Genomic DNA, 24,775 nt, shown 5'->3' on the forward strand with positions numbered 1-24,775 from the left:
GTCGTGCCGCCTACGCGTGACGGCCGCCTACGAGTGCGTCCGCAGCAGGGTGCGCATCGTCCGCATGGCCACCGACAGGTTGGCCAGGTCGAACGTCTCCGAGTTCTGGATGTCCTCCAGCGTGGTGCGCGCCCGGCTCAGGATCGCCGCGTTCTTCTCCTCCCACGCCCCGAAGCGCTGCTCGGGGGTGGAGGCCCCGTTGCCGACCGCCAGGACGTCCGCCGTCAGCGCCGCGTGCGCCGCGTACAGGTCCTCACGGATGGACGCGCGAGCCATGGACTGCCAGCGGTCGGCGCGCGGCAGCTCGATGATGCGGTCCATCAGCTGCGTGATGCGCAGCCGGTCGGCGAGGTCGTAGTAGACCTCGGCGACGTCCAGCGGGTCCTTGCCCATGCGGTCGGCCACCGAGACGATGTCCAGCGCCGGGAACGCCGAGGAGAACCCGGCCACCCGGGTGGCCGGCTCGTCCGGGACGCCCGCGGCGGTCAGCTCGTCGTAGATCCGCTGCCACCACTCCAGGTCCGCGCCCCGCATCAGCTTCGTCAGCTGCGACCAGACCTGCTCGACGCGCTCGGCGAAGAACTCGACCGTCTCGGCGAGCTGCAGCGGCTGCGGCCGGTTGTTCAGCAGCCACCGCGTACCGCGCTCGACCAGCCGCCGCGAATGCAGCCGGATCCTGGTCTGCACATCCGCCTCGACCTTGTTGTCGAGGGCCTCCACCGCGTCCCACACCGGCGCCGCGCGGAAGATCGCCCGGGCCGCGGTCTGGGCCCGCACGATCTCCTCCAGCGAGGCGCCCGTCTCCTCGCGCAGCCGGTGCAGATACGTCGTACCGCCGGTGTTGACCGTGTCGTTGACCAGCACGGTCGTGGTGATCTCGCGGCGCAGCGGGTGGCTGTCGATGGCCTCGGGGAACCGCTCGCGCAGCGCCGTCGGGAAGTACGCGTGCAGCAGACCGCGCAGATAGTCGTCGTCGGGCAGTGAGGTGTGCAGCAGCTCGTCCGACACCGTGATCTTCGTGTAGGCCAGCAGGACGGCCGTCTCCGGGCTGGTCAGGCCCTGGCCGGCGCCGAGACGCTCACGGATCTGCCGGTCGGTGGGCAGGAACTCCAGGGCGCGGTCCAGATGCCCCTCGCGGACCAGGTGGCGCATGAAGCGCTGCTGGGCGTGGAGCATGTCCTTGGACTGGGCGAGGGCGTTCGCGATCGCCGTGTTCTGCGCGTAGTTGTTGCGCAGGACGAGCGCGCCGACCTCGTCGGTCATCTCCGCGAGCACCTTGTTGCGCTGCTTGACCGTCATGTCGCCCTCGGTCACCAGGCCGTTCAGCAGGATCTTGATGTTCACCTCGTGGTCGGAGGTGTCCACGCCGGCGCTGTTGTCGATGGCATCGGTGTTGATCTTGCCGCCGTGCCGGGCGAACTCGATCCGGCCGAGCTGAGTCAGGCCCAGGTTCCCGCCCTCGCCGACGACCTTGGCGCGCAGCTCGGCGCCGTCCACCCGGATCGGGTCGTTGGCCTTGTCGCCGACGTCCGCGTTCGACTCCGTGCCGGACTTCACGTAGGTGCCGATGCCGCCGTTCCACAGCAGGTCCACCGGCGCCCGCAGGATCGCCTTCATCAGGTCGGCCGGGGTCAGCTTGGCGACGCCCGCCTCGATGCCGAGGGCCTCGCGGATGTGCGCGTTGACCGGGATCGCCTTGGCGGTGCGGGGGAAGATCCCGCCGCCGGACGACAGCAGCCCGGTGTCGTAGTCGGCCCAGCTGGAGCGGGGCAGCTCGAACAGGCGGCGGCGCTCGGCGTAGGAGGTCGCCGCGTCCGGGTTCGGGTCGATGAAGATGTGCCGGTGGTCGAAGGCGGCGACCAGGCGGATGTGCTCGCTGAGCAGCATGCCGTTGCCGAACACGTCACCGGACATGTCGCCGATGCCGACGACCGTGAAGTCCTCGGCCTGCGTGTTCACGCCCAGCTCCCGGAAGTGCCGCTTCACCGACTCCCAGGCGCCGCGGGCGGTGATGCCCATGCCCTTGTGGTCATAGCCGGCCGAGCCGCCGGAGGCGAAGGCGTCCCCGAGCCAGAAGTTGTAGGACTGGGCGACCTCGTTGGCGATGTCGGAGAACGTCGCCGTGCCCTTGTCTGCGGCGACCACCAGGTAGGTGTCGTCCTCGTCGTGCCGCACGACGTCGGTCGGCGGCACGACCTCCCCGCCGACCATGTTGTCGGTGATGTCGAGCAGCGCCGAGATGAACGTCCGGTAGCTGGCGATTCCCTCGGCGAGCCATGCGTCGCGGTCCACCGCCGGGTCGGGCAGCTGCTTGGCGACGAAGCCGCCCTTGGCGCCGACGGGCACGATGACGGTGTTCTTCACCATCTGCGCCTTGACCAGGCCGAGGACCTCGGTCCGGAAGTCCTCACGCCGGTCCGACCAGCGCAGACCGCCGCGCGCGACCTTCCCGAACCTCAGGTGCACACCCTCCACCTGCGGCGAGTACACCCAGATCTCGAACGCGGGCCGGGGCGCCGGCAGGTCCGGGATGGCCTGCGGGTCGAACTTCATCGACACGTAGTCGTGCGGCTCGCCGTCCGCCCGCTTCTGGAAGAAGTTCGTGCGCAGGGTCGCCTTGATGACCGTCAGGAAGGAGCGCAGGATCCGGTCCTCGTCGAGCGAGGCCACCTGGTCGAGCGCGGCGTCGAGTTCCTCCAGCAGGGCGTCGACGATCTCGTGCCCGGCGCGCTGCCGGTCGGGCGACATCCGCGCCTCGAACAGCGACACCAGCAGCCGCGTGGTGTGGACGTTCGTGCGGAGCGTGTCCTCCATGTAGTCCTGGCTGAAGGTGGACCCGGCCTGGCGCAGGTACTTGGCGTACGCGCGCAGCACCGTGGCCTGCCGCCAGTTCAGGCCTGCGCCCAGCACCAGCGCGTTGAACCCGTCGTTCTCGGCCTTGCCGGTCCAGGTCGCGGAGAACGCCTCCTGGAACCGCTCGCGCCCGTCGTCGCCGAGGAAGTCGCCGCCGGGACCGGCCAGCGCCTTGGGGATGCGCAGACCGAAGTCGTAGATCCACGCGTGGCTGCGGTCCGTGCAGCGCAGTTCGTAGGGCCGCTCGTCGATCACCTCGACGCCGAGCCGGTTCAGCACCGGCAGCACCGCCGACAGGGAGATCGCGTCGCCCTTGCGGTAGATCTTGAAGCGGCGCTCGTCGGGCGCGGCGCCCACCGGCTCGTACAGGCTGAGCGAGAAGTTCCGCTCCTCGGTGAGCCGCTCCAGGTGGACCAGGTCGGCGACCGCGGCACGCGGGGTGTGGTCGGCCTTGTAGCCCTCGGGGAAGGCGTTGTTGTAGCGCCGCGACAGCTCCGCGGCCCGCTCCTCGCCGAGTTCGGCGTTGAGCGCCTCGGAGAACGCGTCGGCCCAGGACCGCGCGGCCTCCACCAGGCGCGCCTCGATGCGTTCCTTGTCGGAGTCGGACAGCTCCGGCAGCTCGGTGCCCTGCGGGACGCGGACGACGAAGTGCAGCCGGGACAGGATCGACTCGGTGTTCCAGGCGGTGAAGTCGACGCTCGTCCCGCCCAGCTCCTCCTTGAGGATGTCGATGATCCGCAGCCGCACGCCGGTGGTGTAGCGGTCGCGGGGCAGGTAGACGAGCGCGGAGTAGTAGCGTCCGTACTCGTCCTGCCGCAGGTAGAGGCGCAGCCTGCGCCGCTCCTGCAGGTACAGCACGCTGGTCACGATGGAGCGCAGTTCGTCGACCGGCGTCTGGAAGAGCTCGTCGCGCGGGTAGGTCTCCATGATCTGGAGCAGGTCGCGCCCGTCGTGGCTGTTGGGCGAGAACCCGGCGCCCTGCAGCACGGCCTCGACCTTGCGCCGCACGACCGGCACCCGGGCCACGGACTCGGTGTAGGCGGCGGACGAGAAGAGCCCGAGGAAGCGCCGCTCACCGACGACGTTGCCGTCCTGGTCGAACTTCTTCACGCCGACGTAGTCGAGGTAGGAGGGCCGGTGCACGGTGGCCCGGCTGTTGGCCTTGGTCAGCACCAGCAGCTTGTGCTCGCGCGCCTTGGCACGGGCGTCGGCCGGAAGCCGCTCGAAGGACGGGCTGACGGGGTGGGCGTCGCCGTCGGCGTGGTGCGGGTCGGAGCGCAGGATGCCCAGGCCGGTGCCGGGAACGGCGGCGAGGGAGTCGTCCCCCCGCAGCTGGTACTCCCGGTAGCCGAGGAAGGTGAAGTGGTCGGCGGCCAGCCAGCGCAGCAGCTCGCGGGCCTCGCCGACCTCGGGACGGTCCAGATCGCCGGGGACGGGCTCCTCCGGAAGCCCGTCGGCGACCCGCAGCGCCGTCTCCCGCATCTTCTCCCAGTCCTCGACGGCCTCCCGGACGTCGGACAGGACGCGCAGCAGGTCGGCGGTGATCTGCTTGAGGTCGGCCCGGTCGGTCTCACGGTCGATCTCGACGTGGATCCAGGACTCGACGTGCCCGTCGTGCGGAAGGTCCCCGGCGACGGGCGGGACGCTGAGCACCTCGATGAGCTTGCCGGCCACATCGCGCCGCACGACGACCTGCGGATGGATGACGACGTGGATCCCCCGCCCCTGGCGGGTCAGCTCGTTGGTGACGGAGTCGACGAGGAACGGCATGTCGTCGGTGACCACCTCGACGACGGAGTGACTGCACGTCCACCCGTTCCCCTCGACGGTGGGCGTGTGGACCTTCACGTTCGCGGTGCCCTGCGGCCGGCTCTCGGCGAGCCGGTAGTGCGAGAGCGCGGCCCCGAAGACGTCGACCGGGTCGCGGTCGGTCAGGTCCTCCGGGGCGGTGTGCAGGTAGTAGCGATGGAGGAACGCGAGGAGGGCGGCCTGGTCCGGGGTCCCCGGAGTGCCCTCGCCCGTCGTCCCAGTCGGTAGGTACCCCCCGACCGGGCTGTTCTCAGCGACCCGCGCCGCCCTCTCGAGCAGCTCGGCCTTGGCTTCGTCCAGCTTGGTCTGCATTGTCCTCTGACTCCTGTCGCGCGCCGTTGCGTGACGTAGAAGGAAGTGCGGGCTCTTCCCCTGCGACTCGACGCCACGGCCCGGGATCTCCGGACTGCTCCGACGCTATGCCGCAAGGTGAGACGAGCGGGGGGTTATCAGCCATTCTCGACACCACTCCGGGGTGTGACGCTGCTCTCCGCGTCGCCTTCGTCCGGGGTGTGCGCGCCGCCCCGGGGTCCCTTGCGACCCCGTCCCGCCCGCGCCGACCAGCGACCGCCGCCCGGTAGCGGAGATGGTCCGCACTCACCGGGCGCAGGGCGGGGGCAACAGCGCCCCCGCGAGATATCGCGCTGATCACGCCACCAAGGCTATCGCTCCTCACCGGGGCCCCGTCATGAGCCGTATGTGTACAAAAGACGGACCAGAACTTTGACGTTCTGCACAGCTTGCGGATACGGAACGACAGCTACGGGACGGGAGTGGAGAACGGGGACGGTGGGGCCGACGGCGTGAGCCGGCGACGGCCACGGGGGGGCGGGGCGCGGTCGGGGTCGGGTCGGGGTCGGGGGCGGGCGTAAGACGGCAGGCCGACAGGACGGGGGCGCTACGGGCAGGTACGAGGGAGCGAGCGCGGGCCCGCGGCGGAAAGGGAGGCCTGCGGCCGGGGAAAGCGTGGCACACGGCGGCCGGCCCCTGGCCGAAAAGGGTCCGAGGCCGAAAAGCAGGTCCGAGGCCGGAAAGCAGGTCCGAGGCCGGAAAAGTCGACGCCGGACCAGCCCCGCGGGACGCTGAGAACGCCCCCTCTTGGCAAACGCACCCCCAAGAGGCACGTTGCCCATGACAGCGCCCGCCCGAGAGGAGCCGCCCACCATGTCCGCGAAGATCCTCATCGTCACCGGCGACGCAGCGGAGTCCCTGGAAGTCCTCTACCCCTATCAGCGCCTCCGCGAGGAGGGCTACGAGGTCCACATCGCCGCGCCCACCCGTAAGACACTCCGGTTCGTGGTCCACGACTTCGAACCCGGCTTCGACACCTACACCGAGAAGCCCGGCTACACCTGGCCCGCCGACCTCGCCTTCTCCGAGGTCGACCCCGGCGAGTACGCCGCGGTCGTCGTCCCCGGCGGCCGCGCCCCCGAGTACCTCCGCAACGACCCCGAACTCCGCAAGATCCTCAAGTCGTTCTTCGACGCGGACAAGCCCGTCGCCCAGATCTGCCACGGCCCCCTCCTCACCGCGGCCGCCGACGCCCTCCGGGGCCGACGCGTCACCGCCTACCCGGCGCTCGAGATCGACATGCAGTCGGCCGGGGCGATCTTCCAGGACACCGAGGCAGTGGTCGACGGCATGCTGGTCTCCTCCCGCGCCTGGCCGGATCACCCGGCATGGATGCGCGAGTTCCTGACGGTGCTGCGCGCCAAAGCGCCGGCGACCTGAGCCACTCCGCCTTTCCGAACCGGCTCAGAGCCGCAGCGGGGGCCGGCTGACCCGGAGCCGCAGCGAGGGCCGGCTGACCCGGAGCCGCAGCGAGGGCCGGTCGGTCAGAGCTACGGCGAGGGCCGGTCGGTCAGAGCTACGGCGAGGGCCGGTTCAAGGCGCTGCCGCCGCAGGCCTCTACGCGGCCGCGGCCAGACGCCCCGCGACCTCCACGGCCTCCCCGAGCGTGTCCACCACCGGCACCCCGACACCCTCCAGGCTGGCCCGGCTGTGCGACCCGCCGGTGTACAGCACGGCCTGCGCCCCCACGTGCAGCGCGGCCACCGCGTCGTCCGCGGCGTCCCCGATCACCACCGTGCGGGCCGGCTCGACCCCGGTCAGCTCCCGCAGGTGCCGCACCATGTGCTCCGCCTTGCTGCCCCCGGAGGGCCCGGTCCGCCCGTCCACCCGGACGAAGTGCGGCTCGATGCCGAACCCTCGCACCAGGGGCACGAGTTCGTCATGCACGTACATGCTCAGCAGGGACTGGCTGTGCCCCGCCGACCGCCACCCCGTGAGCAGTTCCACCGCGCCCTCGGTCAGCGCGCACCGCACCCGGTGCTCGGCGTAGTACCGGTGGAAGACGTCGTCCATGAGCTCCCACTCGGCATCGGTGGGCAGCCTTCCCATCAGCCGCTCGTAGAACTTCGGCACCGGCACGCAGTACAGCGACCGGTACTGCTCCAGCGTGATCGGCTCCAGCCCCAGCTCGACGAACGCCGCGTTCGTCGCCCCGATGATCGCGTCGTTGTCGTGGAACAGCGTCCCGTTCCAGTCCCAGACGATGTGCGCCGCTTGCTGCTTCCCCATGTCTGCAAACGTACCCGCCGCCACCGACAATCAAGTGGACGGCCGCGAAGCCGCCGGGCTCCGCCCCTGAAGACCGCGCCGGACTCAGTCCCCCGACCCCACCAGGGACGGGATCTCCTGCGTGGCGAACCACAGCAGTTCGTGGTCCTCGGCCCCGTCCACGACGAACTGCGCGTCGTCGTCCCCGCCGTCCGCCGCCCCGAGCGCCTCCGCCGCGGCCCTCACGTCCGCCTCCGCGTCCTCGGCGTCGACGTGCACCGCCGCCGCCTTGGCCAACGGCACGGCGCCGGCCACCCGCACCTCGCCCAGCGCCGCCGGGTCGAGCCCGCGGTCGGGGTCCACGGCGGCCGCACGGTCGGGTACGTCCACGGCGACCACGACACGCCGCCGCGCGACGCCCGGGTCCGCCGCCAGCAGCCGCAGGGAGGCGAGCGCGGCCCTGCTGAGCGCCGCGTACTCCAGCTCCTCGATGTCGTCGGAGAGGTACCACTCGCGCAGCGCGGGCGTGACGGCGTACGCGACGAGCGGCCCGGACCCCAGCTCACCCGTCTTGTGCGCCTCGGCGAGAGCGGGGAGGGTCAGGGGGACGTAGACGCGCATGGCTGGCCGCTCATTTCGTGGTCGCAAGCTCGGACTCGACTGCCCCGGAGAAGGGCGGTTCCGCGACGGTTCCGCGTCACCCCGAGGGCCTTCAGGATACGTGCGGGCGTCCCCTTTCGAGTCCCTGCCCACACCCCCGCGGACGTCAACCCCACGCCCCGGAACTCACCCGGCCCGCCCCCGCCACACCGGGCTTTCGACACCCCGGACCAACCCTGATAGGTGAACTTCCCGAGCCCCCGGCTCGGGCGCACCTGCTGCTTGCCGTCGCCGACCGCGACCCCGTACAAGATCCACGACGGCAAGTTACCGCCCGGTAGAAGCCGGGCTCACCGAACGGGGACCCCATGAACAAGGTCATGACGAGGACGCAGCACCACCCCGGCACCCGCCCTCCCGGCCGCCGCGACACCCGACGCCCCTCAGGCGCACCGCCCCGCACCCCCAACGGCGCCGCGCCTCGCACAGCCGCGAACGGCGGACGCCCGCCCGGTTCACCCGGCGCCCCCACCCGCACCGGTCCCGCCGACGGCCGTCCCGCGACCGTCCGGACGCCCCGTGGCCCGCTCTCCCAGCCCCGCCCCACCGACCTCTTCGCCGACCGTCTCCTCGCGGTCCTGACCGGCCGGCGCCCCGTCCACTTCATGCTCCGCCACACCCTCGGACGCGCCTACGACGACCTGGCCCACCTCGCCGAGCGCGGCCCCCTGCGCACCGCCCACGGCGCCCTGCCCGTCGTGCGCGACATCGGCTACTACGTCCCGCGCCCCGGCGCCATCGAGGCCTTCGCCCGCATCGGTGCCGGCGACCGCCTTCGCGCGATGGCCTTCCGCCTCGAGCTCGGCACGGACCGCCGATGGCGCTGCACCGCCGTGGAACTCGACGGCCCCCGCCGCCCCCACACCGACGACGACTGAACGACCGGCACGCCGAAAGACCAGCACACGAGAGCAGGCACCACGAAGGGCCGGAACGCAGGTGGTGGGCCGCACACCGAGGACCGGCACGCACGTGATGTGCCGACACGCACGTGCACGGACCTCACGCCGAAGACCGGCACGCACGTGAACGGATCTCACGCCGAAGACCGGCACGCGAGGGCGGACACGCCGAAGGGCCGGGCCACCCACAGGTGACCCGGCCCCTCAAGCCGCTGCCCGTCCCACACCACCGCCGACGTCACGCTTCACACGACACGCGTCACGCGACACACGTGGCCGGTCACGACCGCGACGCACCACATGCCGCTGTCGGGCGACAGCGCCGTCGGACGAGCACTCCACGGCCTACGGCCTACTTCTTGCGACGCCGCCCGGCCTTCGCCTGCTTGCGGCGCTCCGCGCGCGTGAGACCGTCGGCCTCGGAACGCACCGGCTCGTCGTCGTCGCTGTCGAAGTCGCCCTCGATCGTGCCGCCCTCGCCGTCCACCGTCGGTGCCGAGAAGTGCAGTTGACGACGCTGCGGAGCGTCCAGCCCCTTCGCACGGATCTCCGGACGCGAACCGGCCTGCGCCGGCACCACGTCCTGCTTCTCCATGTCGACCGGAGCGGCGTCCGCGACCGGGACCTCCTCGACCTGCTGCTCGACCTGGACCTCCAGGTTGAACAGGTAGCCGACGGACTCCTCCTTGATGCCGTCCATCATGGCGGAGAACATGTCGAAGCCCTCGCGCTGGTACTCGACCAGCGGGTCCTTCTGCGCCATCGCGCGCAGGCCGATGCCCTCCTGGAGGTAGTCCATCTCGTAGAGGTGCTCGCGCCACTTGCGGTCCAGCACCGACAGCACGACCCGGCGCTCCAGCTCACGCATGATCTCGGAGCCGAGCTGCGACTCTCGCGACTCGTACTGCTCGCGGATGTCGTCCTTGATGGACTCGGAGATGAACTCGGCCGTCAGACCGGCCCGGTCGCCGGCCGCCTCCTCCAGCTCCTCCACGGTGACCTTCACCGGGTAGAGCTGCTTGAAAGCGCCCCACAGACGGTCCAGGTCCCAGTCCTCCGGGAAGCCCTCGGCGGTCTCCGCGCCGACGTACGCGTCGATCGTGTCGTCCATGAAGTGGTGGATCTGCTCCTGCAGGTCCTCACCCTCCAGAACACGACGCCGCTCGCCGTAGATGACCTCACGCTGGCGGTTGAGGACCTCGTCGTACTTCAGGACGTTCTTACGCGTCTCGAAGTTCTGCTGCTCGACCTGCGACTGCGCGGACGCGATCGCGCGCGTGACCATCTTGTTCTCGATCGGCACGTCGTCCGGCACGTTCGCCATCGACATCACGCGCTCGACCATCTGCGCCTTGAACAGCCGCATCAGGTCGTCGCCCAGCGACAGGTAGAAACGGGACTCGCCCGGGTCGCCCTGACGGCCGGAACGACCGCGCAGCTGGTTGTCGATACGACGGGACTCGTGCCGCTCGGTACCGAGGACGTAGAGACCGCCGAGCTCCTTGACCTCTTCGAACTCGGCCTTGACCGCCTGCTCGGCCCTCTCCAGGGCGGCAGGCAGGGCCTGCGCCCACTCCTCGATGTGCTCCTCCGGGTCCAGACCCCGCTGGCGCAGCTCCGCCTCGGCGAGGTCGTCCGGGTTGCCGCCGAGCTTGATGTCCGTACCGCGACCGGCCATGTTGGTGGCGACGGTCACCGCGCCCTTGCGGCCCGCCTGGGCCACGATCGACGCCTCACGCTCGTGGTGCTTGGCGTTCAACACCTCGTGCTGGATACCGCGCTTGGACAGTTGCTGCGACAGGTACTCGGACTTCTCGACCGACGTCGTGCCGACGAGGATCGGCTGGCCCTTCTCGTGCTTCTCGGCGATGTCGTCGACGACCGCCTCGAACTTCGCGACCTCGGTGCGGTAGATCAGGTCCGACTGGTCCTTGCGGACCATCGGCCGGTTCGTCGGGATCGGCACCACGCCGAGCTTGTAGATCTGGTGGAACTCGGCGGCCTCGGTCATCGCCGTACCGGTCATGCCGGACAGACCGGGCTGCTCCTTGCCCTCGTGGTCGTGGCGCTTGTAGAGGCGGAAGAAGTTCTGGAGGGTGATCGTGGCGAGCGTCTGGTTCTCGTCCTTGATGTCCACCCCTTCCTTCGCCTCGATCGCCTGGTGCATGCCCTCGTTGTAGCGGCGGCCGGCGAGGATACGGCCGGTGTGCTCGTCGACGATCATGACTTCGCCGTCCATGACGACGTAGTCCTTGTCCTTCTTGAAGAGTTCCTTCGCCTTGATGGCGTTGTTCAGGTAGCCCACCAGAGGGGTGTTCACCGACTCGTAGAGGTTGTCGATGCCCAGCCAGTCCTCGACCTTGCTGACACCCGCCTCGTGAATGGCGACCGTGCGCTTCTTCTCGTCGACCTCGTAGTCGCCGGTCTCCTCGATGCCCTTGAGCGGGTTGCCGGCCTCGCCCTTCTTCAGGCGCGTCACCAGCTTGGCGAAGTCGCCGTACCACTTGGTGGCCTGGTCGGCCGGACCCGAGATGATCAGCGGCGTACGGGCCTCGTCGACCAGGATGGAGTCGACCTCGTCGACGATGGCGAAGTTGTGGCCGCGCTGGACCAGCTCGTCCTGCGCCCACGCCATGTTGTCGCGCAGGTAGTCGAAGCCGAACTCGTTGTTCGTGCCGTAGGTGATGTCGGCCGCGTACTGCTCGCGACGCTGGGCCGGCGTCATGTTGGCCAGGATGCAGCCGACGTTCAGACCCAGGAACTTGTGAACGCGGCCCATCATCTCGGAGTCGCGCTCGGCCAGGTAGTCGTTCACCGTGATCAGGTGGACGCCCTTGCCGGACAGCGCGTTCAGATAGGCGGGCAGCGTGCCGACGAGCGTCTTGCCCTCGCCGGTCTTCATCTCGGCCACATAGCCCAGGTGCAGGGCGGCGCCGCCCATGATCTGCACGTCGTAGTGACGCTGGCCGAGGACGCGCTTGGCGGCCTCGCGTACGGTGGCGAAGGCCTCGGGAAGCAGATCATCCAGGCTCTCACCATCGGCGTACCGCTGCTTGTACTCATCGGTGAGGGCCCGCAGCTCGGCGTCGGAGAGGTCGACGAAGTCCTCTTCGATGGAGTTGACCTGGTCCGCGATGCGGTGCAGCTTGCGCAGGATCTTGCCTTCGCCTGCACGCATGATCTTCGAGAGGACGGACACGGGGGTTGGTCTCCTTGCCGGTCGGGCCTGGGACGGTCGGTTTCCATTGGACTTGCTGAGCAACGGCCATCGTATGCGAGGACCCCACCACGCCGGGAGGCCTGCCGTGATGAGGACCGCACACTGCTGCGCACCTGCCGCACAAATCTTCTTCAAAAGGGACAACGGCCGGACGCCGCCGATGGTGCCGCGTCCGCCAGACGAATTGCGCGAATTGTGATCACACGCTCACGCACGGCAAAACAATGGCGTCCTCGACGCACCCCGAGCAGAATCGGCCGATGGAGCAGCAGCCCGTCACCCTCACCAGCGCCCGCCTGATCCTGCGCCCCCTCGACCCGCGGGACACCGACGCCGTGTACACCGCGGCCCAGGACCCCGACATCCAGCGCTGGACCACGATCCCCTCCCCCTACCTCCCCGAGCACGCCCGCAGCTTCGTCGAGATGCTCGCCCCGGAGGGCTGGGCCACCGGCTCGATGTTCACCTTCGGCGTCTTCCTCCCCGACGGGGCCCTCACCGGCGTCATCAGCCTCACCATGCGCGCCGTGGGCACGGCCGAGATCGGCTTCTGGGCGGCCAAGGAACACCGGGGCCGCGGCTACATCACCGAGGCCACCCGCACCGCCTCCCGCTGGGCCTTCACCGACCTAGCCGTGGACCGCGTGGAATGGCGGGCCGAAGTCGGCAACACCGCCTCCCGAGCGGTCGCGGAGAGCGCCGGCTTCACCCTGGAGGGCACCCTGCGCTCCGCCATCAACAACAAGGGCGTGCGACGAGACTGCTGGCTGGCCGCCCTCCTCCCGTCGGACCTGGAACTGCCGTCCACGGCGCCCTACCTCCCCGCACCACCGCGTGCCGCCCGGCTCGAAAGCTGACACCGACCGCCGCCGCAGCCCCCGGCCACCGCCCGTCTCCCGACCGCCTGCAGCCCCGGCTGCCCGCGTCCCCGACCGCTTGCAACCCCGACAGGGCCCGGCCGCCACCGCACGAGAACCCAGCTCACCTTCCACTGTCAGACCCACCCCCTATCGTGCGAGTCATGACGACCCCGCGCCCCGCCACCGAGCTCTCCGCAGACGAAGCCCGCCGCATCGCCCTACGGGCACAAGGCTTCCTCGGCACGCCCGACCGCAAGGCCGGCGTCCGCGGCGTCCTCCGCAGCCTCGGCGCGGTCCAACTCGACACCATCTCGGTCCTGGCCCGCTCCCACGAGCTGATCCCCTACGCCCGCCTGGGAGCCGTGGGCCGCAAGACGGTCGAGAACGCCTACTGGCGGGACACCCACGCCTTCGAGTACTGGTCGCACGCCGCCTGCATCCTCCCCATCGAGGAGTGGCCCCACTTCGCCTTCCGGCGCCGCGCCTACCGCAACCGCCCGCACTGGAACCACGCCCTCCCGGAGGGCACCTACGACCAGGTCGTCAAGCAGCTCCGCGCCGAAGGTCCGCTCACGGCCACCGACTTGGGCGGCGCGAAGAAGACCAGCGAGTGGTGGGACTGGTCCGGCACCAAGGTCGCCGTGGAACGCGCGCTGATGTACGGCGAGGTGGTCTGCGTCGAACGCCGCGGCTGGAAGCGGGTGTACGACCTCGCCGAACGCGCCGTACCCGCCGCCCTGCTGCACGACGAGCTGGACGACGCCGAGTGCGTGCGCCGCCTCGTCCGCCTGGCCGGTCAGTCCCTCGGCGTCGGCACGCGCGCGGACATCGCCGACTACCACCGTCTCAAGGGCGAACAGGTCGACGCGGTGATCGCCGACTCGGGGCTGGTCCCGGTCACGGTCGAAGGCTGGGGCAAGCCCGCCTGGGCCGACCCGGCAGCCCTGGCGACGCCCCCGCGCGGCCGCCACCGCACCACGCTCCTGTCGCCGTTCGACTCCCTGATCTGGGAACGGGCGCGCACCGAGCGGATCTTCGGCTTCACCCACCGCCTGGAGGCCTACGTCCCCAAGCCCAAGCGGGTGTACGGCTACTTCGCGATGCCGGTCCTGGCCGGCGGCCGGCTCGTCGGGCGCGTCGACCCGGCCCGTGAGGGCCGCACCCTGGTCGCCAGGCAGGTCACCCTGGACGGCCCCAAGGCGGTCCCGGCCGTGGCGCAGGCCCTGCTCGAAGCGGCGACCTGGGTGGACTGCACGAACGTACGCGTGGAACGCGTGGACGCCCCGGACCTGCGCGAGCCGCTCATCGCAGAGCTCTCCCGCGCCCTCGTCTGACCGCCCGGACTCGAGGTCAGCGGATCTCGAGAATCTTCTCCCGCATCGCGTACACCACGGCCTCCATCCTGGAGTGCAGCTGAAGCTTCTCCAGGATGTTGCGGACATGGTTCTTCACGGTGTTCTCGGAGATGAACAACTCCTTGGCGATGTCACGGTTGTTCATCCCGGTGGCGACCAGCTTGAGCACCTCCAGCTCCCGGTCCGTCAGCCGCGGCGCGGGCACGAGCCTGCGCTCGTCGGTCCGCTGGATCATCGACTTGAACTCGGTGAGCAGCTTCGACGCCATGGAGGGGCTGATCTGCGACTGACCGTCGGCGACCGCGCGGATCGCGGTGGCGACCTCGTCCGTGGAGATCTCCTTGAGGAGGTAACCGGTCGCGCCCGCCTTGATCGCCTCGTAGAGGTCGGCCTCCTCGTCGCTGATCGTCAACATGATGATCTTCGCGCTGGGGGCCACCTCCTTGATGGAGGTGCACGCCTCGATGCCGCCGCGCTTGGGCATGCGCACGTCCATCAGCACGATGTCCGGCAGCAGGTCGGCGGCCTTGTCCACGGCCTCGGCGCCGTCACCCGCCTCACCGACGACCTGGATGTCCTCCTCGGCCGCGAGCACGATCTCCAGTCCGCGACGGAACAGGGCGTGGTCGTCCACGACAAGGACTCTGATCGGCTCCTTGCGTGAGGTTCCCCCGTCCGGGCCCATGCCGACGACGCCGTCGTCGGCGTCCTCGTCCCGCATCGGTCCGAAGCTGTCCGCCATCGTTCCTCCCCCTGAAGGCTGTGGCCGTGGTCGAGAGCCATCGCCAACGCAAGGCAACGGCCCACCGATTGAGCCGCCCTGCCATGATTCCATGCCCGGACGACAACGCGGTGACAGAGCGATGCCCGAAGGGGTCGCACACGGATGCCCCTGGGGGCGCACACGCGCTCCCAGGGGCACACCGCTCAGCTGTCACCGGAAGGGGTCAGCCGCCCAGCGCACCACCCGCCTCGGGTGAGTGCGCCTGCGCCACCATCGGGTCGCTGTCGAGATAGATCACGCCGTAGTCGTAGGCGTGCCGCCGGTAGACGACGCTGGGCTGCTTCGTCTCGGAGTCGACGAACAGGTAGAAGTCGTGTCCGACCAGTTCCATCTCGTAGAGGGCCTGGTCGAGCGTCATCGGAGCGGCCACGTGCGTCTTCTCGCGGACCACGAGGGGACCATCGCCCTGCACCTCGAGCGAGCCGATCTTCTTCGTCGGCACGCTCTTCGCCTCGTCGGCCGGGACGGGGTGGCCGTTGCCGTTGAGCGTCGCCACACCCGGGACGTGGTCGGGAACCTCTGCCGCGGAGAGCCTGCGCGCGCCGCGGCGCGTGTAACGCTTGTCGTGCTGCTTGCGCAGCTGGGCATCCAGCTTCTCCGCCGCGAGGTCGAGTGCCGCGTACGCGTCGCTGGCCGCCGCTTCCGCCCGGATGACGGGGCCACGGGAGCGGAGCGTGATCTCCACTCGGTCGCACCGGTCGGCTTGTCGGGGGTTGGGCTCCTTGGACACCTCGACGTCGAGGCTGATCACCTTGCCGTCGAGCTTCTGGATCTTCTCCAGGTTCAGCTTCTCGGCCACGTGCTTGCGGAACCGCTCGGGCACCTCGGTCTTGCGGCCCTTGACGACGATGTCCACGCAGAACTCCGTTCCCGGATCACTCCGCTTCGCCGGCGGAGCATCTCCCTTTTGCACCAAGCTCCGGCGAGCACCGGAACCTCGGACTTGGTGACTTCCACCTCCTCCTCCCCCATGGGCGAGATCTACACCCCAGGTGCTGCAGACGATTACCGGAAACCGCAGCACGGCATTCGGATATGAGAGGTGTGGCCTGCGGCTTTCCCTCACAACCGAACATATCTCGCCCGGACGGATGTCGTCACCCTCTACTGCGGCGTACCTCCGTTCAGGTGAATTGACTCTCTCATTACCTGCAACGACGCAAGTTCTCCATCAGTTCCGGTTTATTTCGAAAGAGTCCGGCGGCGCCGCGACCACGGCCGCGCACAGCACCTCACCGGCGCCGCCCGCATCCGACGGCGACCCCGAGACTCCGCCCACGTCTCCCCCTCTCACTCCCGACGGTCTCCCTCTTCTGTCTTCCCGAGTGAGATCCCCGTACACGGCCCCCTCACCACCACTACACATCTCACCCTCCGCCTCCCCGCCGCCCACCCCGTTGCCCGCGCCGCCGCGGCCCATCCGCCCCGCCACCGCTTCCGCCGGCTCAGCCGACCCGGCCCCGGCTGGCACGGCCCGTTCGGCCTGCCCGACCCGACCGGGCCGTCCGGCCCGATCGGCGTGTTCGGCCCGAGCGACTCGTCCGGCCCGTGCGGCCCCTGCGGCTTGTGCGGCCCGTTCGGCTCGTTCAGCTCGTTCGGCTTGTTTGTTCTGGCCAGCCGGGCCCGCGGGGGCCCCTTGCTCCATTCGCGCCGTCGGCTCCCCTTGCTCCATTCGCGCCACGGGTTCCCCTCGGGCCCTTCCTCCCGCCCCTCCCGCGCCCGTGGCCGCCCGTACCGCTCGCGCCGCCTCCGTCAGCGAAGCACCCGTCGTGACCAGGTCGTCGACGAGCACCACTGGAGCACCGCACAGCACTCGCTCACCGCCGGGCACGACCGCCAACGCGCCCACCAGGTTGTCCAGCCGCCCACGCGCGTCGAGCCCCGCCTGGTCGGCCACAGGACGCCGCTGCCGCAGTACCGCGGCCACCCGAGCCGGTACGCCGGCCCGCCGCAGTTCCCCGGCCGCCGCCAGGGCGATCCGCCGCGCCGGGTCATGGCCACGGGCCCGGATCGCGGCGCGGGCGGAGGGGATGGGGACGAGAAGCAGGTTGCCGGGGGGTGGGGGCCCCTCCCCCTCCCCCTCCCTCCCCACCCCCGCCTCCCGCGCCCCCACCAGCACAGCCCCCGCCAGCGCAGCCCCCAGCGGTCGGGACAGGGCCAGCGCGCCGCGTTCCTTGTGGGCCAGCAGCACGGCCCGTACCTCGTCCGCGTACCGGGCTGCCGCGTGCACGGCGGGCAGACCAGGCGGCTCCAGCACGGGCCGGACCCGGAACGGCGCGCCTCCGTCGAGCGCCGTACGGCACTGCGGGCAGAGCACCGTGCGTGCGCTTCCGCAGCCCGCGCACTCGGCGGGCAGCACCAAGCCGGCGAGTTCCTGCCACCACCTGCGAACGCCTTCCACGTCGATCACTGTGCCAGTGTCGGAAGACGCTCACCAGCCCTGTGGAAAACCCTCCGACGTCCTGTGGAAAACTCACGGGAAGGCGGCGTGCAGACTGCGAGAAGTCAGCGAGAAGTCAGCGGGAAGTCAGCGGGAAGTCAGGGGAACGCAGCTGGAACGCAGCGCCGAGCGGCGGCCGAAGCCGGTCGGACAGACAATGGTCGGACCGGCAATTGGGCGGGGCGGCGCTGCCGGCCGAAAAACGCGAACGCCCTCCAGCACTTCCGCCACCGCGCCAAACCAACCCCGCCCCTAAGTCCCACGCCGTGCGCGGCGCCCGGCGTGGAACCTCCGTAACGGGTCAAGAAATGTTCACCCCGGGTAAAACGCGACCGAGGCGGTCTCCTTCAGCGTCCGCCACCCGCTCCCGCCGGGCAGCCACAGCAACCCCTCCTTGGAGGTCGCGAACAAGGGAATGTCGCTGTCCTCGGAGGCGGCGATGCTGCTGACCTCCGCGAGGCCCGGAAGCGTTCCCGCCTCGGGGAACGAGCCGTCGCACTGCACGTACTGCACCTGCTCCACGCCGCCTGACTCGCGCCCGACCACCACGAGCCGGCTGTCCCCGGCCCACGACATGGCCGTGACCTTCTCCAACTCCGGTGTCGCGGAGCGCAGTTCCTGGACCGACATGGCGGGCCGCGTCCCGTTGCCCACGCCTCGTTCGATCCGTCCGATGAACAGGGACTGCTTGCCGCCCTTGTCCACGACCAGCGCGATGCGCACGCCGTCCGCGGCCACGCGCACCGCGTTGATGCGGCCGTCCAGGCCCGGAGTGAGCACCTTCAGGGGCTCGCCGCCGCCGTTCTCCAGCAACAGCAGCCGGGGGTCGGCGGGGTCGCGGTCGGCGATCCAGAGGTTGCCGTGGGCGTCCCAGCTGGGGGTGGTGAGCCGGTCGGCCTCCGTCTTGCCCTTGCTCTCCAGGACGGGGTCGCCGAGGGAGCTGCCGGAGACGGTGGAGGTGACGTAGAGCGTCTTGCCGTCCAGGGCGACGCCGGCCGCGCTGTGCTCGTCGCGGGCCACGGCCACCGAGCGCAGCGCCTTGGTGCCGTCGCCGAGCGCTCCGGGGACGGCGTCTGCCTTGGTGTTGGCGCTGCCGCTCGTCATCCGTACGAGGCGGTGCCGTCCGTCGATGAAGTACAGGTGGTCGGGGGTGGTGTCCGAGCCGCGTGCGGCGACGGCCGGGGCCCGGTCCTTGGTGAGGGAGCACAGCTGGGCGCCGCCCGCGCGCAGCGCGATCTCGTCGACGGTGGGGGTCAGGCTCTGCAGGGAGAACAGCAGCTGGGCCGCCATCTCGTCGCACTTGCCCTGGCCGATGTGGGCCGCCTTGTCGTTCAGCGGCACGGTGAGCTTGTTCTGGTCGTCGGGTGCCAGCGAGGTGATGCCCTTGGGCAGGGCGGTGCCCGTGGGGAAGCTGGATCTGACGACGGGGCGGAGCCAGCTGGTGGGTCCGGTGAGCACGGAGCGCACCATCTGCGTCATGGGGTCGACCCGCTCGCGCACGTAGACGGGGTCGGCGACGGCCACGGGCTGCCCGGCGCTGTCGGCATTGGTGTTGGAGGCGAAGTAGTACTTGTTGACGGACACGTAGTTGCGCTGGAAGTCCGACTTGCCCATGACGACGCCCGCGGGGGGGGCGTCGATGCGCCACTGCCCGGTCTTCTTGTCGCGGATGAGGTGGACCGTCTGGCCGTAGGCGCCCGAGGCGGGCGCGTACGACTGCTGGGCGTCGACGGTGGCGACCCGGGTGCCGGTCAGGACGATCGAGAAGTCGTCGCCGTCCTCTCTGCTCCCGACCGGGTACACCTCGGTCGCCGGCCCGTCCGCCAGGACCGTCGTGGACCTTTCGGGCTCCCATTTGCGGGCGGCTCTGTCGGTCAGGTACTGCCGTGCCGTCGAGTAGCCGGGGTCGTCGCTGGTGAGGGCTTCCAGGAAGCCCTGGACGATCTCGGAGGGCGGCGCGTCGTCCCGGGGCGGCATCGCGAACACCCGGACCTGGGTGTCCTGGCGCGGGGTTGATTCGACGTCCCGCAGATCTCCGCTGTCGGGCATGGAGGCGCACCCGGCCAGCAGGACGACACCGCAGGCGGCGTACGCCACCGCGCGCCCCGGCATGCGCCGGCGTCCCCCCTCGCGCTGCTCAGCGCCCACGAAATGCCTCCCCTTGTTCGTCCGCGCCCTCCGCCCCGGCACGCGGCCGGTGCGGATTCCCCCTCGACACCGTGTCGGCGCCGTCGACGACGTCGTCAGCACCGCCCGCATCGTCCGCCGAACCGTCACCCGGACCGCCCGCCGCACCACCCGTGTCGCCCCTGTCGCCCCTGTCGCCCGGAGCGCCCGGAGCGCCCGGAGCGCCCGGGCTCAGCGTGTCCGTCCCGTCCGTCCGGTCCGGGTTCCCGCTTTCCGGCGGCGTCGCGGCGGCGGGCGGCTCGTCCTGTCCCCGTGCGCCGCTCGTGCCGGGCGTGGGCCGGGACACCACGCGCGCGCCGTTGCCGGGCAGCGCCGTCGGGTCGGCCGTCGGGGTCGACGTGGCCATGCGGAGCGGGGTCCGGGAGGCCGACAGCTGTTCCGTGGCGGGCTGCACCGGGACGGTCGCGCTCTTCTCGCCTCCGCCGCGCGGCAGGCCCGCGTCGTCGCGCTCCCCCCGGTTGCGGCGGGAGTCCTTGGGTTCCAGTGGTATCGGCGAGCCCCGCAGCGGCTCGTCGGCGGTCCTGGGCAGCGTCAGCCGGAACTGCGAGCCGCCGCCGGGCTCTCCCCAGGCCTGCAGCCATCCGCCGTGCAGTCGCGCGTCCTCCAGGGCGATGGACAGGCCCAGGCCGGTGCCGCCGGTGGTACGCGCGCGTGCCGGGTCGGCGCGCCAGAAGCGGCTGAAGACGCGGGTGGCCTCGCCGGGCTTGAGCCCGACGCCGTAGTCGCGGACGGCGATCGCGACGGCCCCGCCCGCGGCGGCCAGCTTGACGATGACGTCCTTGCCCTCGCCGTGCTCGACGGCGTTGACGACCAGGTTGCGCAGCACCCGTTCCACGCGCCGGGCGTCGGCCTCGGCGACGACGGGCTGCTGGTCGCCGATGACGCGGACGGTGGTCCCCTTGCGTTCGGCGAGCGGCGCGGCCCCGCTGACGACGCGCCGCACGACCTCCCTGAGGTCGATCGGCTCGGCTTCCAGGGCGGCGGCGCCGGCGTCGAAGCGGCTGATCTCCAGCAGGTCGGCGAGCAGCGTCTCGAACCGGTCGAGCTGGTCGGCGAGCAGTTCCGCGGACCGCGCGGTGACGGGGTCGAAATCGACGCGGGCGTCGTGGATGACGTCGGCGGCCATGCGTACGGTCGTCAGCGGGGTGCGCAGTTCGTGCGAGACGTCGGACACGAATCGCCGCTGCATCCGGGACAGGTCCTCGAGCTGCTGGATCTTCAGCTGAAGGTTCTGCGCCATCTTGTTGAAGGCCTCGCCGAGGCGTGCGATGTCGTCCTCGCCGGTGACCTTCATCCGCTCCTGCAGGCGTCCGGCGGAGAGTCGCTCGGCGATCCCGGCGGCCATCCGCACGGGCGTGACGACCTGCCGCACGACGAGCCAGGCGATGGCCCCGAGGAGTACGACGACGAAGAGTCCGGCGGTCGCGAGCGTCCCCTTGACCAGGCTGAGCGACTTCTCCTCCTGAGTGAGGGGGAAGAGGTAGTACAGCTCGTAAGCCTCGCCGTTGGGGTCGTTGACCTGCTTGCCGATGACCAGGGCGGGCTGGGAGTCCTTGTCGCTGAGGTACTTGATGCGGGAGTAGCTCTGCACCGCGCCGGTGCTGCTGTTGACCCTCTCGCGCAGGTTTACCGGGACGCTCTTGTTGGGGTCGACGAAGCCGGAGGCACGCGGCCCGCGGCCGCCGCCGCTGTCGTCGCCGGGGGGCAGGGTGACGACGTCGAAGGCGCCCTGTCCGCCGCTGGACAGCGACAGCACGAGCTCGCTCATCCATTCGATGACGTTCTGCGAGCCTCGGCCGTCGGCCGGGGCGCCCTCGTCGGCGACGGCACTGGCGGCCTCGTCGGCCTTCTGCTTGGCCACGGCGAACCCGCCGGTGGCCTGGCTCTGGGACGCCTTGACCTTGGCGTCCAGCAGCCCGTTGCGCACCTGACCGATGACGACGAAGCCCAGCAGCAGGACGACGCCGAGCGACATCAGCAGCGTCGTGACGACGACCTTGAGCTGGATGTTGCGCCGCCACAGCCGCATGACGGGCAGCAGCGGCCTGCGCACCCAGCGCAGCAGCAGTCGCAGGACGGGGCTGCCCTGCACCCCGCCCTGCAGCAGTCCGCCCTGCAGGAGGCGGGCGAAGCGTGAACCCGGCGTGTCACGGCCGACAGGCCGCTCCGGTCGGGCCCCGGACCGGCCGGGAGCCGAAGCGGCGCTGTCCCCGGACATGTCAGCTGGGTCCTGCCTTGTATCCGACACCACGGACGGTCACCACGATCTCCGGCCGCTCCGGGTCCTTCTCGACCTTGGAGCGCAGTCGCTGTACGTGCACGTTGACCAGGCGGGTGTCGGCGGCGTGCCGGTAGCCCCACACCTGCTCGAGGAGCACTTCGCGGGTGAACACCTGCCAGGGCTTGCGCGCGAGCGCGACCAGCAGGTCGAACTCCAGCGGCGTCAGCGCGATCGACTGTCCGTCCCGCTTCACGGAGTGACCGGCCACGTCGATGACGAGGTCGCCTATGGCGAGCTGTTCGGGCGCGGGCTCCTCCGACCTCCGCAGCCGGGCCCGGATGCGGGCGACCAGCTCCTTCGGCTTGAACGGCTTCACGATGTAGTCGTCGGCGCCCGACTCCAGTCCGACGACCACGTCGACGGTGTCGCTCTTGGCCGTCAGCATCACGATCGGCACCCCGGACTCCGCCCTGATCAGGCGGCACACCTCGATGCCGTCCCGTCCGGGCAGCATCAGGTCCAGCAGCACCAGATCGGGCTTCGCCTCACGGAAAGCAGCCAGCGCCTTGTCGCCGTCGGCTACAAAAGACGGCTCAAAACCTTCACCACGCAACACAATGCCGAGCATCTCGGCCAGTGCGGTGTCGTCGTCGACGACAAGGACTCGTCCCTTCATAAACGACATCATCCCATTCTCGTAACAGTGACAGAGGCGCTGGTGAGCAGGGTCACTGGCCCGTGACGATAGTCGTACGCGGCGGTCACTGTCTGCCCCGGCCGTCCGACAACGGTGTCGGGGCCGGTCGGTGGGGGCGGTTCAGCGGGAAATTCCGGTGCGCGGCAGGGGCCGCCGTTGGTGTGATGCGCCGCATGAGCGATCCGCTGCGCGACCGCGTCCATGAGTACTACGCCACCGTCCCTCTCCTCTTCGCCGACGCCGAGGACTTCGGTCCGCTTCGTCTGTTCGTCCGCCGGGAGCCGGGCGCCCCCTACTACGGCGGTCCGGGTCACGCCCAGCCCACGGAGCAGGGCTCGGCCCTTGTGGGCGCCGACGACATCGCCCGGGTGCGCGCCCGGCAGCGTGAGCTCGGTGTGCCGGAGGCGTTCGAGTGGCTGGCCGAGTCGGCGCCGACGCTGCGGGCCCGTATCGAGGCCGCCGGCCTCCAGGTGCTGCGACGCCCTTTGATGGCGCTCCCGCCCCGTCATGTGCTCCCCGCGCAGTCCCTGCCGGACGGCGTGACGCTGCGTGCGCTGACCGCGGACGATCCCGCGCTGCCCGCCGTTCTGGCCCTGCCCCGCCTCGTCTTCGCCGAGAAGCCCGCCCCGGCGGACCGCCCGTCGGAGCGGGCGGAACTGGCGAGGCTGGCCGAGGAGCTGACCGCGGACGGCACCGCGGACGCGGTGCGCCCCACCCTGCGCGCCGGGCACAAGACGCTCGTCGCCGCCTTCGCCGCGGACGGCACTCCCCTGGCGGCCGGCCATTACCACCCGGCCGTCGGCGTCACGGAGGTCGGCGGCGTGGGAACCCTCGACTCGGCCCGCCGCCAGGGGCTGGCCGCCGCCGTGACGGCGGCCCTGGTCGCCCACGCCCGCGCGCACGGCGTCGACACGGTCTTCCTCGCCTACGCGAAGGAGACCGCCGCACGCGTCTACGCCCGGCTGGGATTCCGGCCCGCCGGCACGACTCTCCTGATCGCCGGCCAGCCCGCACGCTCGTAGGTCCGATCGCCGATCCCCCGACCGGCGATCGACGACGGTCAGGGCCGGCTTCCCCCGTGGTGCGTCCTGGCGTACATCTCGGCGAGCGCGTCCGCGGTCACGGGCGAGAGGGCGCCCTCCTCCGTGACGATCGCCGTGACCAGCTCGGGCGGTGTCACGTCGAACGCCGGGTTGTACGCCTGGGTCCCCAGCGGCGCCACGGGGACGCCTCCTCCCGCTCCCGTCATCGGCGCCTGCGGCGCGCCGACCTCCGTGACCTCGAACCCGGGACGTTGTTCCACCTCGATCGACGCCCCGTCCGGGGTCTGCGGATCCACCGTCGTCAACGGCGCCACCACGATGAACGGCACATGGTGGTACCGCGCCAGCACCGCGAGCGGGTAGCTGCCCACCTTGTTCGCCACCGAGCCGTCGGCCGCGATGCGGTCGGCCCCCACCAGCACCGCGTCCACCTCGCCCGCTGCGAACAGCGAACCCGCCGCGTTGTCGGTGAGCAGGGTGTACGCCATGCCGCTGCGCGCCGCTTCGTACGCCGTCAGACGCGCTCCCTGCAGCAGCGGACGGGTCTCGTCCACCCACAGTCGGCGAAGCCGCCCCGCCCGGTGCGCCGCGAGCGCCACCGCGAACGCCGTCCCCTCACCGCCCGACACCAGTGCCCCGGTGTTGCAGTGCGTGAGGACTCGGTGTCCGCCGCCCGGCAGCAGTTCGTCGAGCAGCGCCAGCCCGTGCCCGGCCATCCGGGCGCTGGCCTCGGCGTCCTCCCGGTGGAGCTGCCGCGCGGCCGCCAGCGCGGCCCGCGCGCCCTGCGCGGGATCACCGCCCTTGGCGAGCTCGGCCTGGTAGGCGGCCCGGGCCCGGCCCACGCCGACGGACAGGTTCACCGCGGTGGGACGTGCTCCCGCGAGCGCGTCCGCGGCGTCGTCCACGTCGAAGCCGCGTACGGCGGCGAGCGCGACGCCGTACGCTCCCGCGATGCCGAGCAGCGGTGCCCCGCGTACGGCCAGCGACCGGATCGCCTCCACCAGCGCGGACGCGTCCGTACACACCAGTTCGACTTCCTCGGCCGGCAGTCTCGTCTGGTCCAGCAGAACCAGTACCGGTCCTTCGGGCGGTTCCTCCCAACGGATCGCAGGTTTCTCGGTCGGCCGCGTGTCCTCGCCGGTTTGCGCGTACTGATCAGCCATGTGATCAGTCTGCCCCCGATCC

15 protein-coding genes and 1 pseudogene are annotated in these 24,775 nt (G+C 70.9%); 5 read left to right on the top strand and 11 right to left on the bottom strand.

Annotated elements, in window-relative coordinates; translation table 11 throughout:
• Positions 1 to 27 precede the first annotated feature (27 nt).
• Positions 28 to 4,974, bottom strand: coding sequence for an NAD-glutamate dehydrogenase (locus ACZ7DE_RS36130; protein ID WP_470768630.1), 4,947 nt, complete (start codon positions 4,972 to 4,974; stop codon positions 28 to 30).
• 852 nt (positions 4,975 to 5,826) lie between these two features.
• Here ACZ7DE_RS36130 and ACZ7DE_RS36135 point away from each other — a divergent pair.
• Positions 5,827 to 6,393, top strand: coding sequence for a DJ-1/PfpI family protein (locus ACZ7DE_RS36135; RefSeq protein WP_470768631.1), 567 nt, complete (start codon positions 5,827 to 5,829; stop codon positions 6,391 to 6,393).
• A 177-nt stretch (positions 6,394 to 6,570) separates the two neighbouring features.
• On the opposite strand, the gene ACZ7DE_RS36140 is transcribed toward ACZ7DE_RS36135, so the two are convergent.
• Together ACZ7DE_RS36140 and ACZ7DE_RS36145 are read right to left on the bottom strand one after the other, a co-directional pair.
• Complete coding sequence (locus tag ACZ7DE_RS36140) at positions 6,571 to 7,242, bottom strand: HAD family hydrolase (protein WP_470768632.1); 672 nt, start codon at positions 7,240 to 7,242, stop codon at positions 6,571 to 6,573.
• Positions 7,243 to 7,326: 84 nt separating this feature from the next.
• Positions 7,327 to 7,842: a DUF6912 family protein gene (locus ACZ7DE_RS36145; protein WP_470768633.1), complete on the bottom strand. Its 516-nt coding sequence runs from the start codon at positions 7,840 to 7,842 to the stop codon at positions 7,327 to 7,329.
• 347 nt (positions 7,843 to 8,189) lie between these two features.
• Between ACZ7DE_RS36145 and ACZ7DE_RS36150 the strand changes: the two genes are divergently transcribed.
• On the top strand, positions 8,190 to 8,759 hold the full coding sequence (locus tag ACZ7DE_RS36150; RefSeq protein ID WP_470768634.1) for an Rv3235 family protein: 570 nt from the start codon (positions 8,190 to 8,192) through the stop codon (positions 8,757 to 8,759).
• A 376-nt stretch (positions 8,760 to 9,135) separates the two neighbouring features.
• Here ACZ7DE_RS36150 and secA read toward each other — a convergent pair whose 3' ends face one another.
• Complete coding sequence (gene secA, locus ACZ7DE_RS36155; RefSeq protein WP_470768635.1) at positions 9,136 to 11,982, bottom strand: preprotein translocase subunit SecA; 2,847 nt, start codon at positions 11,980 to 11,982, stop codon at positions 9,136 to 9,138.
• Positions 11,983 to 12,263: 281 nt separating this feature from the next.
• On the opposite strand from secA, the gene ACZ7DE_RS36160 reads away from it, so the two are divergent.
• Both ACZ7DE_RS36160 and ACZ7DE_RS36165 read left to right on the top strand, forming a co-directional pair.
• Entirely contained in the window at positions 12,264 to 12,860 is a 597-nt protein-coding gene (locus ACZ7DE_RS36160) for a GNAT family N-acetyltransferase (RefSeq protein ID WP_470768636.1), read from the top strand.
• 164 nt (positions 12,861 to 13,024) lie between these two features.
• Positions 13,025 to 14,197 carry a winged helix-turn-helix domain-containing protein gene (locus ACZ7DE_RS36165; protein ID WP_470768637.1) on the top strand — a complete coding sequence of 391 codons (1,173 nt, stop codon included), beginning with the start codon at positions 13,025 to 13,027 and terminating at the stop codon, positions 14,195 to 14,197.
• 16 nt (positions 14,198 to 14,213) lie between these two features.
• On the opposite strand, the gene ACZ7DE_RS36170 is transcribed toward ACZ7DE_RS36165, so the two are convergent.
• The 6 genes and pseudogenes from ACZ7DE_RS36170 to mtrA form a co-directional block, all read right to left on the bottom strand.
• Positions 14,214 to 14,960 carry a response regulator gene (locus tag ACZ7DE_RS36170; protein ID WP_470768638.1) on the bottom strand — a complete coding sequence of 249 codons (747 nt, stop codon included), beginning with the start codon at positions 14,958 to 14,960 and terminating at the stop codon, positions 14,214 to 14,216.
• 205 nt (positions 14,961 to 15,165) lie between these two features.
• The gene (gene hpf, locus ACZ7DE_RS36175) at positions 15,166 to 15,858 is read right to left on the bottom strand and encodes a ribosome hibernation-promoting factor, HPF/YfiA family (protein WP_470768639.1); all 693 of its coding nucleotides are present in this window, start codon (positions 15,856 to 15,858) and stop codon (positions 15,166 to 15,168) included.
• An 863-nt stretch (positions 15,859 to 16,721) separates the two neighbouring features.
• Positions 16,722 to 17,403, bottom strand: a pseudogene (locus ACZ7DE_RS36180) (ComF family protein); the annotation flags it as partial.
• 351 nt (positions 17,404 to 17,754) lie between these two features.
• Entirely contained in the window at positions 17,755 to 19,590 is a 1,836-nt protein-coding gene (locus ACZ7DE_RS36185; RefSeq protein ID WP_470768640.1) for an LpqB family beta-propeller domain-containing protein, read from the bottom strand.
• Entirely contained in the window at positions 19,580 to 21,847 is a 2,268-nt protein-coding gene (mtrB, locus tag ACZ7DE_RS36190) for an MtrAB system histidine kinase MtrB (protein ID WP_470768641.1), read from the bottom strand. The genes ACZ7DE_RS36185 and mtrB overlap by 11 nt, the downstream gene beginning before the upstream one ends.
• 1 nt (position 21,848) lies before the next feature.
• A complete protein-coding gene (mtrA, locus tag ACZ7DE_RS36195) occupies positions 21,849 to 22,538 on the bottom strand; it encodes a two-component system response regulator MtrA (RefSeq protein ID WP_187283109.1) in 690 nt (229 codons plus the stop codon).
• Between the two features lie 173 nt (positions 22,539 to 22,711).
• On the opposite strand from mtrA, the gene ACZ7DE_RS36200 reads away from it, so the two are divergent.
• Positions 22,712 to 23,569, top strand: a complete 858-nt coding sequence (locus ACZ7DE_RS36200; RefSeq protein ID WP_470768642.1) for a GNAT family N-acetyltransferase — start codon at positions 22,712 to 22,714, stop codon at positions 23,567 to 23,569.
• 38 nt (positions 23,570 to 23,607) lie between these two features.
• Here ACZ7DE_RS36200 and mtnA read toward each other — a convergent pair whose 3' ends face one another.
• Positions 23,608 to 24,753: an S-methyl-5-thioribose-1-phosphate isomerase gene (mtnA, locus tag ACZ7DE_RS36205; protein ID WP_470768643.1), complete on the bottom strand. Its 1,146-nt coding sequence runs from the start codon at positions 24,751 to 24,753 to the stop codon at positions 23,608 to 23,610.
• Positions 24,754 to 24,775 lie beyond the last annotated feature (22 nt).

This window comes from Streptomyces sp. NPDC037083 (genome assembly GCF_055606485.1).

Bases quoted from the DNA above. Each gene is read 5' to 3' on its own strand.
- ACZ7DE_RS36200 (WP_470768642.1), top strand. From the start codon at position 22,712: ATGCGCCGCATGAGCGATCCGCTGCGCGACCGCGTCCATGAGTACTAC.
- ACZ7DE_RS36145 (WP_470768633.1), bottom strand. From the start codon at position 7,842: ATGCGCGTCTACGTCCCCCTGACCCTCCCCGCTCTCGCCGAGGCGCAC.
- mtrA (WP_187283109.1), bottom strand. From the start codon at position 22,538: ATGATGTCGTTTATGAAGGGACGAGTCCTTGTCGTCGACGACGACACC.
- ACZ7DE_RS36130 (WP_470768630.1), bottom strand. From the start codon at position 4,974: ATGCAGACCAAGCTGGACGAAGCCAAGGCCGAGCTGCTCGAGAGGGCG.
- ACZ7DE_RS36165 (WP_470768637.1), top strand. From the start codon at position 13,025: ATGACGACCCCGCGCCCCGCCACCGAGCTCTCCGCAGACGAAGCCCGC.
- mtnA (WP_470768643.1), bottom strand. From the start codon at position 24,753: ATGGCTGATCAGTACGCGCAAACCGGCGAGGACACGCGGCCGACCGAG.
- mtrB (WP_470768641.1), bottom strand. From the start codon at position 21,847: ATGTCCGGGGACAGCGCCGCTTCGGCTCCCGGCCGGTCCGGGGCCCGA.
- ACZ7DE_RS36160 (WP_470768636.1), top strand. From the start codon at position 12,264: ATGGAGCAGCAGCCCGTCACCCTCACCAGCGCCCGCCTGATCCTGCGC.
- ACZ7DE_RS36135 (WP_470768631.1), top strand. From the start codon at position 5,827: ATGTCCGCGAAGATCCTCATCGTCACCGGCGACGCAGCGGAGTCCCTG.
- ACZ7DE_RS36140 (WP_470768632.1), bottom strand. From the start codon at position 7,242: ATGGGGAAGCAGCAAGCGGCGCACATCGTCTGGGACTGGAACGGGACG.
- ACZ7DE_RS36150 (WP_470768634.1), top strand. From the start codon at position 8,190: ATGAACAAGGTCATGACGAGGACGCAGCACCACCCCGGCACCCGCCCT.
- ACZ7DE_RS36170 (WP_470768638.1), bottom strand. From the start codon at position 14,960: ATGGCGGACAGCTTCGGACCGATGCGGGACGAGGACGCCGACGACGGC.